Below are 13,133 nucleotides of genomic sequence, written 5' to 3' on the forward strand. Positions count from 1 at the left end.
TTGCCGGCGTCGCAAGCCCTTTCGTCGCCGCCACTCTCGTTCGAGGAACTCCCCATGGGAAAGCTCACCACCCACGTGCTCGACACCGCCAACGGCCGCCCGGCCGCCGGCATGGCTGTCGCGCTGTACCGTCTCGACGCCGGCGCTGCGCTGCTGCTGAAGCGCGTCGTGCTGAACGACGACGGCCGCGCCGATGCGCCGTTGCTCGAAGGCGCCGCCGTCGTGCCGGGGCGCTATCGGCTGGTGTTCGGCGTCGCCGCGTACTTCCGCGCGCTCGGCGCGGCGCTCGACGAGCCGCCGTTTCTCGACGAGGTGCCGCTCGACTTCGGCCTCGCGACGGTTGGCGCGCATTACCACGTGCCGCTGCTGGCGAGCCCGTTCGCCTATTCGACCTACCGCGGGAGCTGATCGCGACATCGGGTAAACGCGCGGGCCGTGGCGCCGAAAAAGTGTATACACTTTATCGGCGTCGCCGCGGAGCCCGGTTCCCTGACCGGTCGTGACGTTCCCACCTTGCAGAGCCCGCCGTGGCAAGGGTTGCCACGGGCCTGCTTCTTGCTGATCGGCAAAGCAGGTCGCGACGACTCGGAGACTCACACCGCATGGAAGCGTACCTTCTCGACTGGGCGAACCTGCTGCTGCGCTGGGCGCACATCATCACCGGCATCGCCTGGATCGGCGCCTCGTTCTACTTCGTCTCGCTCGACAACAGCCTGACCCCGCCGAAAGACCCGAAGGATGCCGACAAGGGTGTCGGCGGCGAGCAGTGGGGCGTGCATGGCGGCGGCTTCTACCACCACCAGAAGTACCCGGTCTCGCCCGGCTACGTGCCCGACCAGCTGCACTGGTCGATGTGGGAGAGCTACTCGACCTGGCTGACCGGCTTCGCGCTGTTCACGGTGCTGTACCTCTACAACGCCAGCACCTTCCTGATCGACAAGACGCTGTTCGACTGGACGCCGACCGCCGCGATCCTGACCGCGCTCGGCTTCTTCGTCGCGTTCTGGCTGCTGTACGACGCGATCTGCCGCACGCTCGGCCGCGGCAAGCGCGGCGACGAGATCGTCGGCGCCTGCGTGTTCGTGCTGATCGTGCTCGCGTCGTGGCTCTCGTGCCACCTGTTCGCCGGCCGTGCCGCGTTCCTGCTGGTCGGCGCGATGATCGCGACGACGATGAGCGGCAATGTGTTCTTCTGGATCATCCCGGGCCAGCGCACGGTCGTCGCGGCGATCAAGGCCGGCCAGCCGGTCGACCCGGTGCACGGCCAGCGCGGCAAGCAGCGCAGCGTGCACAACACCTTCTTCACGCTGCCGGTGCTGTTCTCGATGATGAGCAACCACTATGGCTTCACGTATGGCGCGAAGTACAACTGGCTCGTGCTGGTCGCGATCATGGTGGCCGGCGCGCTGATCCGGATGTCGTTCGCGCTGCGCCACAAGGCGCTGGCCTATGGCAAGCCGGTGCCCTGGCACTTCGCGATCGTCGGCGTGCTGCTGCTCGCCGGCGTGATCTTCGCGATCGCACCGGCGCCGCAGGCGCCGCAGGCCGCAGCCGCTCCGGCCAGCTTCGCCGAGGTGCAGGGCATCGTCGCGCAGCGCTGCGTGATGTGCCATGGCCCGGCGATGCAGAGCAAGAATCTGCGCTTCGACTCGGCCGACGAGATCGGCAGGCACGCGCAGGAGATCTACCAGCAGGCCGTCGTGCTGAAGACGATGCCGATGAACAACGCGACCCAGATCACCGACGCCGAGCGCGCGCTGATCGGGCGCTGGTTCACGTCTGGCGCGCCGAAGTGAGGTCGTGGCCGGGGTGCGCCCTTTTTGACCGCCAAGCTACCACCCTCCGCTCGTCGCCACCATGCCCACGCTGCTGATCCGCAACGCCCGCCTGCTCGTCACGATGGACGCGCAGCGGCGCGAGATCGCGGGCGGTGCGGTGTTCGTGCGCGACAACGCGATCGAGGCGGTCGGCACGACGGCAGAGCTGCCCGACAGCGCCGACGAGGTGATCGACGCGCGCGACCAGATCGTGATCCCCGGCCTGGTCAACACGCACCACCACATGTACCAGACGCTGACCCGTGCGCTGGTGCAGGACAACGAGCTCTTCGGCTGGCTGCGTGGCCTGTACCCGGTCTGGGCGAACCTGACGCCGGAGATGGTGCGCGTCTCGACGCAGACCGCGATGGCCGAGTTGCTGCTGTCGGGCTGCACGACCAGCAGCGACCATCTGTACCTCTACCCGAACGGCATCACGCTCGACGACAGCATCGAGGCCGCCGCGCAGATCGGCATGCGCTTTCACGCGGCGCGCGGCTCGATGAGCGTCGGCGAGAGCCAGGGCGGGCTGCCGCCCGACGCGGTGGTCGAGCGCGAGCCGGCGATCCTGCAGGCGACGCAGCGCGCGATCGAGCGCTGGCACGACCCGGGGCGCTTCGCGATGCGGCGCGTCGTCGTCGCGCCGTGCTCGCCGTTTTCCGTCAGCCGCGAGCTGATGCGCGACTCGGCGCTGCTGGCGCGCAGCTTCGGGCGCGCCCACGGCGTCTCGCTGCACACGCACCTGGCCGAGAACGACTTCGATGTCGCGTACACGCGCGAGAAGTTCGGCTGCACGCCGGCCGAGTACGTCGAAGCGCTCGGCTGGGTCGGTGCCGACGTCTGGTGCGCGCACTGCGTCAAGCTCGATGCGCACGGCATCGACCTGTTCGCGCGCAGCGGCACCGGCGTCGCGCACTGCCCGTGCTCGAACATGCGGCTCGCCTCGGGCATCGCGCCGATCCGCGCGATGCGCGATGCGGGCGTCGGCGTCGGGCTCGGTGTCGACGGCTCGGCGTCGAACGATGCCGGCCACATGTTCGGCGAGTTGCGCATCGCCATGCTGCTGCAGCGCGTCGCCCATGGGCCTGTCGCGGGCCCGGCCGCGATGAGCGCCCGCGAGGTGCTCGAGATCGCGACGCTCGGCGGGGCGCAGGTCCTGAACCGCGACGACATCGGCGCACTCGCCCCCGGCATGGCCGCCGACATCGTGACCGTGCCGCTCGACGAGATCGGCATGGCCGGCGCGCAGCACGATCCGCTCGCCGCACTCGTGTTCTGCAGCGTGCCGCGGGTCCGGCACTCGATCGTCGACGGCCGCGTCGTCGTGCGCGACGGCCGGCTGGCGACCTTGGAGCTGCCGTTGCTGATCGAGCGCCACAATGCCCTCGCGGCGCAACTCGCGCACGCCGCGCACTCGACGCGTTGACGCGTTCAAACCCCTGGCAGGAGAAGAAGACCGATGCCCACGATCCGAATCGAGATGTTCGAAGGCCGCAGCGCCGAGCAGAAGCGCGCGCTCGTCGCCGCGATCACCGAGGCCTGCGTGCGCACGATCGGCGCGTCACCGGAGAGCGTCGACATCCTGCTGTTCGACATCGCGAAGCAGGACTGGGCCACCGGCGGAACGCTGTGGAGCGACAAGGCCGCGGCGCCGAAACCCGCGGGCGGTTGACGCCGCAGCGTCACCGCGGCGCGGGCGGCTCGCCGACGAGAAAGTCGAAGTCGCAGCCCTGCGGCGCCTGCAGCACCGAACGCCGGTACAGCGCCGCGTAGCCGCGCGTCGGTGCCGGCGGCGGCGCCCACGCTTCGAGGCGGCGCGCGATCTCGGCCGGCTCGACGAGCAGGTCGATGCGCTTGTTCGCGACCGACAGCGCGATGCGGTCGCCGTCGCGCACCGTCGCGAGCGGCCCGCCTAGCGCGGCCTCCGGCGCGACATGCAGCACGATCGTGCCGTAGGCCGTGCCGCTCATGCGCGCATCCGAGATGCGCAGCATGTCCTTCACGCCGGCGCGCGCCAGCTTCGCGGGGATCGGCAGGTAGCCCGCCTCGGGCATCGCGGCGCCGTGCGGGCCGGCGTTCTTCAGCACGAGGACGTCGTTCGCCTCGACGTCGAGGTCGGGATCGTCGATGCGGCGCGCGAGGTCTTCGAGGTTCTCGAACACGACCGCGCGCCCCTCGGTCTCGAACAGCGCCGGTGTCGCCGCAGCGCGCTTGAAGATCGCGCCGTCGGGCGCGAGCGTGCCGCTGAGCGCGATCAACCCGCCGACCTTCGAGACCGGGTCGGCAAAGGGCCGGATCACGCTGCGGTCGACCCAGCCGCCGGGCTCGTCGAGGCGCTCGCGCAGGCTGCGGCCATCGACGCCGACGACGTCCAGGTGCAGCAGCGGCCGCAGTTCGCTCAGCACCGCACCGACGCCGCCGGCGTTGTGGAAGTCCTCCATGTAGCCGGCCCCGGTCGGCTTCAGGTCGACGAGCACCGGCGTCTCGTCGGAGATCTGGTTGAGCCGCTGCGGCGAGACGCGGATGCCGAGGCGGCCGGCGATCGCGGTCAGGTGAATGATCGCGTTGGTCGAGCCGCCCAGCGTCATCAGCATCCGGAAGCCGTTCTCGACCGATTCGCGCGTGATGATCTGCGCCGGCAGGATCGGCTGCCGCGCGAGCCGCACCGCGGCCTTGCCCGATTCTTCGGCCGCGACCAGGCGCTGCGAATCGACCGCGGGAATCGCCGCGCTGCCGGGCAGCGACAGGCCCATCGCCTCGGCGATGCAGGCCATCGTGCTGGCGGTGCCCATCACCGCGCAGGTGCCGGCGGTGGTCGCGAGCCGCCCCTCGACCTGCGCAATCTCTGCGGCATCGACCTCCCCGGCACGAAACTTGGCCCAGTAGCGGCGGCAGTCGGTGCAGGCGCCGAGGCGCTCGCCCTGGTGGCGGCCGGTCATCATCGGGCCGGTCACGAGCTGGATCGCGGGCTTGTTCGCCGAGGCCGCGCCCATCAGCTGCGCCGGCACGGTCTTGTCGCAGCCACCGATCAGCACGACCGCGTCCATCGGCTGCGCGCGGATCATTTCCTCGACGTCCATCGCCATCAGGTTGCGGAACATCATGCTGGTCGGGTTCAGGAAGACCTCGCCGAGCGAGATCGTCGGGAACGGTCGTGGCAGGCCGCCGGCCGCGAGCACACCGCGCTCGACCGCCTCGGTGAGCTCCGGCAGGTAGCGGTGGCAGTTGTTGAAGCCGCTCGGCGAGACCGCGATGCCGACCACCGGCTTGCCGAGCAGCTCGTTCGACAACCCCATCGAGCGCGCCATCGAGCGTCGCAGGTAGCGCGCGAAGTCGCGGTCGCCGTAGTTCGTCAGGCCGCCGTCGAGGCCGAGGGGTTCAGTCATCGGAAACCTTCACGTGAACGGTCGCGTCGCGTCAGCGCGACGGCGCGATGCCGGCGGCCTCGAAGGCGGCCCGCGCGGCCGGGCTCGCAAGCTGCTGCAGCAGCGCCTGCACGGCCGGCGCCGGCCGTGCCTGCGTCGGGCTCGCAACGTAGAGGGTCAGGTTCTGCAGCGCCGGCGGCAGCGGGCCGACGAACACCAGCCCCTGGTCGCGCGCGAGGGCGATCTCGGTGATCGCGCCGAGGCCGAGTTCGCGGCCATGGCCGCGCAGCACATGGACCATCACCGAGGCGCCGTCCGGGTAGCGTGTCGTCTTCGCGGCGGTCTCGTTCGCGACGCCGAGCCGGGTCAGCAGGCCCTCGACGTACAGGCCGGTCGATGCGCGGTTGAAGACCAGCGAATCGGCGTCGAGCAGCGCGCGCCTGAACGTGTCGGCGCTGGAGATGTCCGGCCGCCACGAGCCCGGGCGCACCGCGACGCCGAGGCCGACGCTGCCGATCGCGACCCGCTGCGAGGCGTCTGCGCCGCCCAGCTTCGACGCCGCCGCGAGCGCGTCCAGCGCCGCGGGCGGCGCGATCACGAGATCGAAAGCCTCGCCGGCCTCGACGCGCTGGCGAATCTGCGGCGCCGTCGCGAAGCTCAGCGCCACGGTGTCGCCGCCCGACGTCTCGAACGCCGCGATCGTCGGGCGGATGCCGGGCTCGATCGCGCCGGCGCTGAGCACGCGGACTTCGGCCGCGAACGCGAACTGCAGCGTGCCGGCGCACAGCAGCGCGCTGCGCAGCAGCCGGCCGATCTTCATCGCACCGGCCACGCCGGCCGCGCCAGATCGGGCCCGGGACCGAACGCGGGCGCGGCTGGGCCGGCCTGCGCGATCTGCTGCAGCGCGGTCGCGAGCGCCACCTCGAGCTGCCGATCGACGCCGGCGGCCGCGTCCTGCGGGGCGTTGTCGATCTCGATCTGCGGGTCGGTGCCGTAGTTCTCGACGCCCCAGCCGACATCGCTGAACCAGAACGCGTATTCGGGTTGCGTCGTGCTGGTGCCATCGGCCAGGTCATGACGCGGCCAGATGCCGACCACGCCGCCCCAGGTGCGCGTGCCCACCAGCGTGCCGATGCCCATCAGCTTCAGGCTGTGCGAGAAGATGTCGCCGTCGGAGCCGGCATGCTCGTTCGTCAGCGCGATCACCGGGCCGTTGACGGCCTCCTCGGGATACGGCGAGGGCTGTCCCCAACGCGTGTGCGCATAGGCGATGCGCTTGCGCGCGATCTTCTCGAGCAGCAGCGACGAGACATGCCCGCCGCGGTTGTAGCGCACGTCGATGATCAGCGCATCGCGGTCGCACTCGGCGCTGAAGTAGCGGTGGAACTCGGCATAGCCCGCCGCCATCATGTCGGGCAGGTGGAAGTAGCCGACGCGGCCTTTCGACTGCGCATGGACCCAGGAGCGGTTGCGCTCGACCCATTCGCGATAGCGCGCCGGCACTTCGTCGGCGAGGGTGTTGACGAGCACGTTGCGGGTTCGTGCACCTGCCTTCAGCGTCAGCTCGACCTTCGCGCCCGCCTGGTGCACGAGCAGCGCCTGCGGTGGTCGCTCGGCCGAGACGCGCTGGCCGTTCACCTTGACGATGCGCTCGCCCGGCCGCGCTTCGATGCCGACCGCGTTCAGCGGCGAATCGGCGCCGGCGTCCCAGGCATCGCCGGTCACGAGGCGCGTGATCTCGTAGCTCGCGTCCGCGGCGTCGAAGCGCAGGTCGGCCGCGAGGTGGCCGAGCGCGACCGACGGCGGCTTGCGGTGGTCGCCGCCCTGCTCGTAGGCGTGCGAGGTGCCGAGCTCGCCCTGCATCTCCCAGATCAGGTCGGACAACTCGCCGCGCGTCGCGACGCGCTCGACCAGCGGTGCGTAGCGCGTGTAGACCTCGTTCCAGTCGATGCCCGACATGTCGGCATTCCAGAACTGGTCGCGCTGCAGGCGCCACACCTCGCGCAGCATCTGGCGCCATTCGGCACGCGGTGCGATCGACAGCCGGACGCGGTCGAGCCCGATCCAGCCGCTCTTGCGCGAAGGCTGTTCGGACGAGGCGTCGGGCGCCTTGTCGGCGTCCGCCGGGCGGTGCACGCTGATCGCGCGCAGCTTCTTGCCTTCGCGCAGCAGCAGCGTCGTGTGGTCGGCGGCAAGCTCGAAGGCGTCGGCCTTGTCGGCCAGCGGCTCGGCGCGCTGCGTCGCGAAGTCGAACACGACCAGCTGCGCCGGCGCCTCCTTGTGGCCGCCGCGGCCATGCGCGCCGACGATGTTCAGCACGCTCCAGACGACCTTGCCGCGCGCCGCGCCGACGAGCTTGCCGAAGCGGTTCTCGGGCACCGGGAACGGCGCGATGCGCTGCGCGATGCCGTCGAGGTCGACGCGCAGCGGCGCCGGTTTCGCGTCTGCCGCGGGCTTCGCGGCGTCCGCCGCGTCGTCGCTGCCGAGGCCCTTCGGCACCGGCTCGAACGGCGGCGCGCCGCCGGCCTGCAGTGCGATCAGGTAAGGCCGTGCGGCACGCGGGAAGCTCAGCTCGAAGTGCACGCTGTCGTAGACCGGGTCGAAGGTGCGCAGCGACAGGAAGTAGAGGTACTTGCCGGCCGGGTCGAACGACGGGCTGTAGTCGATGAACTCGGACTGCGTGACCAGCGTGCTCGCGCCGCTGCCGGCCGCGTGCAGCTTGATCGCGCTGTGGCGCATGCTGGTGCGCACGGTGTAGGCGAGCCAGGCGCCGTCGGGCGACCAGGCGAGTTCTTCGGTCCGGCCGAAGTCGCTGCGGTCGACCGCGCTCAGGCTGCCGCTGGCGATGTCGCCGATCCAGACCTCGTTGCGATGGTTCGCGATCGCGAGCTGCGTGCCGACGGGCGCCGCGAGCAGCGTCGTGACGCGGCCGAGCTCCCAGGGCAGCGCGCGTGCTTCGCCAGCCTCGTCGAACACGACGATGCGTTCCTCGCCGGACGCATCGCTGACCGCCGCCAGCGTGCTGCCGTCGGCGAGCCACTGGCCGTGGCGCAGGCGCTCGCTGTCGTCGGCGCCGGCAGTGGCATGCTGGCGCACCGCGCCTTCCCAGAGGCCGAAGCTGAACAGCTTGCCGCGCGCGTCGAGCGCCACGCTGTGGCCGGCCGGGTGCAGGCGCATGCCGCCGAGGTGATCGGCGGCGGGCACGAACCTGCGCGCGGCCTGGGTCTGGTGCGAGGGGGTCTGCACCGCGACGCGCGCGCTCTTGCCGGAGGCCGGGTCGAACAGCCAGAGATCGGCGCCGCTCTGGTAGACGACGCGCCGGCCGTCGGTCTGCGCGTGGCGCGCGTAGAACGCGCTGTGCTCGGTGTGGCGCTGCAGCTCGGAGCCGTCGGGCCGGCACGAATACAGGTTGCCGACGCCTTCGAAATCGGACAGGTGGTAGATGCGCTCGCCGATCCACATCGGGCTCGTGATGTTGCCCTTCAGCTCGCTCATGCGGCGGAAGATGCCGGAGCCGGCGGCGTCGATCCAGAGGTGGCCTGCGGTGCCGCCGCGGTAGCGCTTCCAGCGCGCCGGATCGGCGGTGTTGCGGCCGATCACCCGGGCCTGGCCTTGCGCGGTCATCGGTCCGAACGACAGGTGGTTGACCTGGCCGAGCGGCAGCAACTGTGGCGCGCCGCCGGCCGGGTCGAGCGTGAACGCGCGGTGGTTGCGGAAGAACGGCTGGCCGTGCGTGCTGACGAACAGGATGTGGCCGCCGGGCGTCCAGCCGCGCACGATCGTGTCGGGGCCGAGCCAGGTCAGGCGCTTCGCCGGGCCGCCCTCGGCCGGCATCAGGTAGACCTCGGGATGCTGCTCGTCGCGGCCGATGAACGCGATCCATCGGCCATCGGGCGAGACACACGGCGTGGCCGGCTCCGACAGCCCCGCGGTCAGCCGCCGCGCGACGCCGCCGCCGGTGCCGACCTGCCAGAGGTCGTCGTCGCAGACGAAGGTGATCGTGTCGCCGTGCACGGCGGGGTGGCGCAGGTAGGCGGATGAGGTCATCGTGCTGGCTCGCAAAGAGGGGTGACGTTCATGCAGTCTCGCCGCCGAGCTTCCACCACTCGGCCGTGAACTGTTCCTGGAGGAAACCGATGAAACTGCTGACCTTCGACGGCAACAGCTTCGGCGACGGATACACCGCGTGCATCTCCTGCACCGGCAGCGCGAACTCGGTCAGCAGCGGCACGACCTCGCGCGCTCGCACCGCGGCGTAGGCGACGTACCACGGCAGGACCGCCAATCCCATGCCCTGGCGTGCCGCCTCGAGCAGCACCGACAGGTTGTTCGTGCGCAGCGGCCCGCGCACCGGCACCGACTGCTCCTGACCGCCGACCGTGAAGTGCCAGCGCTCGTCGCCCTGCACCGTGCTGTAGATCAGGCACGGGTGCGCCGCGGCCTCGGCCGGCGAACGTGGCGCCGCGTTCGCCTTCAGGTAGCCGGGCGATGCGACCAGCACCCACGGGTTCTGCGCCAGGTAGCGCGCGCCGAGCGACGAATCGGCCAGGCGCCCCATGCGGATCGCGACATCGACGCCCTGTTCGACCAGGTTCACGTAGCGGTCGTCGAAGCTCAGGTCGATCGAGATCTCGGGGTGCTTGCGCATGAAGGCGAGCACGATCGGCGTCAGCACGCGCCGGCCGAACGCGACCGAGGTGCTGATGCGCAGCTGCCCGCCGATGCGCGACTGCAGCAGCGACGCGAGGTTGTCGGCCTCCTCGAGCTCGCGCTGGATCGTCTTGCACTTCTCGTAGTACAGCGCGCCGATCTCGGTTGCGCTGACCCCGCGCGTGTTGCGGTTCAGCAGCCGCGCGCCGAGGCGCGCCTCGACCGCGGCGACGTGCTTGGTCGCGGTCGGCTGCGTCACCCCCAGGTCGACCGAGGCCTTCGAGAAGCTGCCGGTTTCGACGATGCGGATGAACAGCTGTACGCCGGTTATTCGGTCCATGCGGGGGTCATCCGTGGTTTGGCGCGCCGACTCTCGCGGCGAAGCGCTCGCTCGTGCCGACCTGCGCGACCAGGAAGTCGAGCACCGCGCGCACACGCGCCGGCAGCCGGCCGGCCTTGCCGAGGTAGACGGCGTGGATCGGCTCGAGGTCGCGCGGGTTGAAGTCTTCGAGCACCGGCACGAGCCGGCCTTCGATCAGGTCGTCGTGGATGTGGTACAGCGACAGCCGCGCCAGGCCGATGCCGGCCAGCGCGAGCTGGCGCAGCGTCTCGCCGTCGGAGGCTCGCACGCTGCCGACGACCGGCATGTCGACGTGCCGGCCAGCGACGCGCAGCGGCCAGTCGGGCACGTTGCGCCGGTAGCTCGAGCCGAGGCGGTTGTGCGCTTCCAGGTCCTGCGGGCGGCGCGGCATGCCGTGGCGCGCGAAGTAGTCCGGCGACCCGACGATCGCCTGGCCGGTCTCGCCGAGGCGGCGCGCGATCAGCTCGGAAGGCGTCAGACGACCCCAGCGGATCGCGATGTCGGCGCGCTCGTCCATCAGGTCGACGACGCGGTCGGTCAGCACGATGTCGAGCGCGACCTGCGGGTGCAGCTCGAAGAAGCGCGCGACCAGCGGCACCAGCACGACCTGGCCGAACGAGATGCTGGCGTTGATGCTGACGCGGCCGCGCGGTGCGGCGGCCGCGGCGACGCAGCGTTCGGCCTCGTCCATCTCGGCGAGCACCTGGCGGCTGCGCTCGTAGAACTGCTGGCCCTCGGGCGTGAGCTGCAGCTTGCGGGTCGAGCGGTGCACGAGCTGGATCCCGAGGCGCGCCTCGAGCCGCGCGATCAGCTTGCTGACGGCCGATGGCGTCATCAGCAGCGCGCGCGCCGCTGCCGAGAAGCCGCCGCGCTCGACCACCTGCACGAAGGCCTCCATCTCGCCCGAGCGGTTCACGTCGATGCGTGGCATGTGAATTCAAGTCACAGGTGTCGTTCCGATCGGCATTCTAGTCACGGGCAGCAGGGATCGTCAGACTCGATTCCACCATGCCCATCGCCCTTCTTGCCCTGACCGCCGGTGCCTTCGGGATCGGCACCACCGAGTTCGTCATCATGGGCCTGCTGCTGCAGGTCGCGGCGGATCTTCATGTCTCGATCGCCGGTGCCGGCCTGCTGATCTCGGGCTACGCGCTCGGCGTGGCGGTCGGCGCGCCGCTGCTGACGATCGCAACCCGAACGCTGCCGCGCAAGACCGTGCTGCTCGCGCTGATGGCGATCTTCACGCTCGGCAACCTGGCCTGCGCGCTCGCGCCGGGCTACGCGTGGCTGATGGCCGCGCGGATCGTCACCTCGCTGGCGCACGGCACCTTCTTCGGCGTCGGTGCGGTGGTCGCGACCGGCCTGGTGCCGGCGGACAAGCGCGCATCGGCGATCTCGATCATGTTCACCGGGCTGACCGCGGCGACGCTGCTCGGCGTGCCAGCCGGCGCATGGCTGGGCCTGCAGTTCGGCTGGCGCGCCGCGTTCTGGGCCGTGACCGCGATCGGCGTGCTCGCGTTCGCGGTGCTCGCGGCGTTCGTGCCGCGCGCCGCGGCCGACATGCGGCCCGCGCCGCTGCGCGACGAGCTCGCCGTGCTCGCGCGGCCGCAGGTCCTGCTGGGTCTCGCGATGACGGTGCTCGGCTACGCCGGCGTGTTCGCGGTGTTCACCTACATCCAGCCGCTGCTGACGCAGCTCGCCGGCTTGTCGCAGGCCGCGGTGTCGCCGGTGCTGCTGCTGTTCGGGGCCGGTCTCGCGGCCGGCAACCTGCTCGGCGGCCGGCTCGCCGACCGCGGCGCGCTGCGCGCGGTGCTCGCGACCCTGGCCGTGCTCGCGGCCGTGCTCGGGGCGATGCCGCTGGTGATCCACACGCCGGCCACCGCGGTGGTGTTCGTCGCGGTACTCGGCGTCGCCGCGTTCGCGACCGTCGCGCCGCTGCAGCTGCGCGTGCTCGAGAAGGCCAGCGGCGCGGGCCAGAACCTGGCATCGAGCCTGAACATCGCGGCCTTCAACCTCGGCAACGCGCTCGGCGCATGGGTCGGCGGCGCGGTAATCGATCACGGGCCGGGGCTGGCTGCGCTCGGCTGGGTCGCCGCGCTGCTGACGCTGACGGGCCTCGCGACCGCGCTGTGGAGCCGGGCCGTCGATCGGCGCGTGCGGCCAGCGCGCTACGCATCGGCCGGCGTCTGAAGTTCAGCTTTGCAAAGGAAACACGATGGAACAACGCTATCTCGGCCGTTCCGGCTTCAGGGTCCCGGCGCTCGGCTTCGGCGCCGGCACCTTCGGCGGGCAAGGGCCGCTGTTCAGCGCCTGGGGCAACACCGACACCGCCGGCGCGCGCCGCATCGTCGACATCTGCCTCGATGCCGGCGTGAACCTGTTCGACACCGCCGATGTGTACTCGGGCGGCGCCTCCGAAGCCATCCTCGGCGCGGCACTGAAGGGCCGGCGCCACCAGGCCATCATTTCGACCAAGCTGGCGCTGCGCAGCGGCGCCGGGCCGAACGATGTCGGCGCGTCGCGCCACCACCTGATCGAGGCGACCCATGCCGCGCTGCAGCGCCTGGGCACCGAGCACATCGACATCCTGCAGCTGCACGCCTTCGATGCGATGACGCCGGTCGAGCAGGTGCTGGGCACGCTCGACGATCTGGTGCGGGCCGGCAAGGTACGCTTGCTCGGCGTCTCCAATTTCTCCGGCTGGCAGCTGATGAAATCGCTCGCGGCGGCCGACCGGCTCGGGCTGCAGCGCTATGTCGCGAACCAGACCTACTACTCGCTGATCGGCCGCGACTACGAGTGGGAACTGATGCCGCTCGGGCAAGGGCCTGTTAGCGCCATGGGAGGGCTCGCGCCGGGGTGCCGCAGGCCGCAGGGCAAGGCGTGCGCGAGGCCGTGTGCCTCTGGCACACAACGAGCGCACAACGCGGCCCTGCGGCC

10 protein-coding genes and 1 pseudogene are annotated in these 13,133 nt (G+C 71.1%); 6 read left to right on the top strand and 5 right to left on the bottom strand.

What is annotated here, in order from left to right:
* Nucleotides 1-54 precede the first annotated feature (54 nt).
* The 4 genes and pseudogenes from uraH to AC1DTW_RS23015 form a co-directional block, all read left to right on the top strand.
* Nucleotides 55-408, top strand: a complete 354-nt coding sequence (gene uraH / locus AC1DTW_RS23000) for a hydroxyisourate hydrolase (protein ID WP_477983720.1) — start codon at nt 55-57, stop codon at nt 406-408.
* 194 nt (nt 409-602) lie between these two features.
* On the top strand, nt 603-1,796 hold the full coding sequence (locus AC1DTW_RS23005) for a urate hydroxylase PuuD (protein WP_477983721.1): 1,194 nt from the start codon (nt 603-605) through the stop codon (nt 1,794-1,796).
* Nucleotides 1,797-1,857: 61 nt separating this feature from the next.
* Nucleotides 1,858-3,243: an 8-oxoguanine deaminase gene (locus tag AC1DTW_RS23010; RefSeq protein ID WP_477983722.1), complete on the top strand. Its 1,386-nt coding sequence runs from the start codon at nt 1,858-1,860 to the stop codon at nt 3,241-3,243.
* A 30-nt stretch (nt 3,244-3,273) separates the two neighbouring features.
* Nucleotides 3,274-3,489, top strand: a pseudogene (locus tag AC1DTW_RS23015) (4-oxalocrotonate tautomerase); the annotation flags it as partial.
* A 10-nt stretch (nt 3,490-3,499) separates the two neighbouring features.
* Here the strand turns inward: AC1DTW_RS23015 and AC1DTW_RS23020 are convergent.
* The 5 genes from AC1DTW_RS23020 to AC1DTW_RS23040 are packed head-to-tail and all read right to left on the bottom strand — an operon-like array spanning nt 3,500 to nt 11,124.
* On the bottom strand, nt 3,500-5,203 hold the full coding sequence (locus AC1DTW_RS23020) for a dihydroxy-acid dehydratase (RefSeq protein ID WP_477983723.1): 1,704 nt from the start codon (nt 5,201-5,203) through the stop codon (nt 3,500-3,502).
* A gap of 31 nt (nt 5,204-5,234) precedes the next feature.
* On the bottom strand, nt 5,235-6,002 hold the full coding sequence (locus AC1DTW_RS23025) for a molybdate ABC transporter substrate-binding protein (protein ID WP_477983724.1): 768 nt from the start codon (nt 6,000-6,002) through the stop codon (nt 5,235-5,237).
* Nucleotides 5,999-9,229 carry a S41 family peptidase gene (locus AC1DTW_RS23030; RefSeq protein ID WP_477983725.1) on the bottom strand — a complete coding sequence of 1,077 codons (3,231 nt, stop codon included), beginning with the start codon at nt 9,227-9,229 and terminating at the stop codon, nt 5,999-6,001. Before AC1DTW_RS23030 ends, AC1DTW_RS23025 begins: the two co-directional genes overlap by 4 nt.
* 28 nt (nt 9,230-9,257) lie before the next feature.
* Nucleotides 9,258-10,172 carry a LysR family transcriptional regulator gene (locus AC1DTW_RS23035; RefSeq protein ID WP_477983726.1) on the bottom strand — a complete coding sequence of 305 codons (915 nt, stop codon included), beginning with the start codon at nt 10,170-10,172 and terminating at the stop codon, nt 9,258-9,260.
* 7 nt (nt 10,173-10,179) lie between these two features.
* Nucleotides 10,180-11,124 carry a LysR family transcriptional regulator gene (locus AC1DTW_RS23040; RefSeq protein ID WP_477983727.1) on the bottom strand — a complete coding sequence of 315 codons (945 nt, stop codon included), beginning with the start codon at nt 11,122-11,124 and terminating at the stop codon, nt 10,180-10,182.
* Nucleotides 11,125-11,201: 77 nt separating this feature from the next.
* Here AC1DTW_RS23040 and AC1DTW_RS23045 point away from each other — a divergent pair, with 77 nt between their 5' ends.
* Both AC1DTW_RS23045 and AC1DTW_RS23050 read left to right on the top strand, forming a co-directional pair.
* Nucleotides 11,202-12,383, top strand: a complete 1,182-nt coding sequence (locus tag AC1DTW_RS23045) for an MFS transporter (protein WP_477983728.1) — start codon at nt 11,202-11,204, stop codon at nt 12,381-12,383.
* Between the two features lie 25 nt (nt 12,384-12,408).
* Nucleotides 12,409-13,133: aldo/keto reductase (locus AC1DTW_RS23050; protein ID WP_477983729.1), on the top strand; the 725-nt coding region annotated here is incomplete at its 3' end.

This window comes from Rhizobacter sp. P5_A1, from assembly GCF_056400745.1.

Coding starts and splice junctions, on each gene's coding strand:
- uraH (WP_477983720.1), top strand. CDS start 55: ATGGGAAAGCTCACCACCCACGTGCTCGACACCGCCAACGGCCGCCCG.
- AC1DTW_RS23005 (WP_477983721.1), top strand. CDS start 603: ATGGAAGCGTACCTTCTCGACTGGGCGAACCTGCTGCTGCGCTGGGCG.
- AC1DTW_RS23010 (WP_477983722.1), top strand. CDS start 1,858: ATGCCCACGCTGCTGATCCGCAACGCCCGCCTGCTCGTCACGATGGAC.
- AC1DTW_RS23020 (WP_477983723.1), bottom strand. CDS start 5,203: ATGACTGAACCCCTCGGCCTCGACGGCGGCCTGACGAACTACGGCGAC.
- AC1DTW_RS23025 (WP_477983724.1), bottom strand. CDS start 6,002: ATGAAGATCGGCCGGCTGCTGCGCAGCGCGCTGCTGTGCGCCGGCACG.
- AC1DTW_RS23030 (WP_477983725.1), bottom strand. CDS start 9,229: ATGACCTCATCCGCCTACCTGCGCCACCCCGCCGTGCACGGCGACACG.
- AC1DTW_RS23035 (WP_477983726.1), bottom strand. CDS start 10,172: ATGGACCGAATAACCGGCGTACAGCTGTTCATCCGCATCGTCGAAACC.
- AC1DTW_RS23040 (WP_477983727.1), bottom strand. CDS start 11,124: ATGCCACGCATCGACGTGAACCGCTCGGGCGAGATGGAGGCCTTCGTG.
- AC1DTW_RS23045 (WP_477983728.1), top strand. CDS start 11,202: ATGCCCATCGCCCTTCTTGCCCTGACCGCCGGTGCCTTCGGGATCGGC.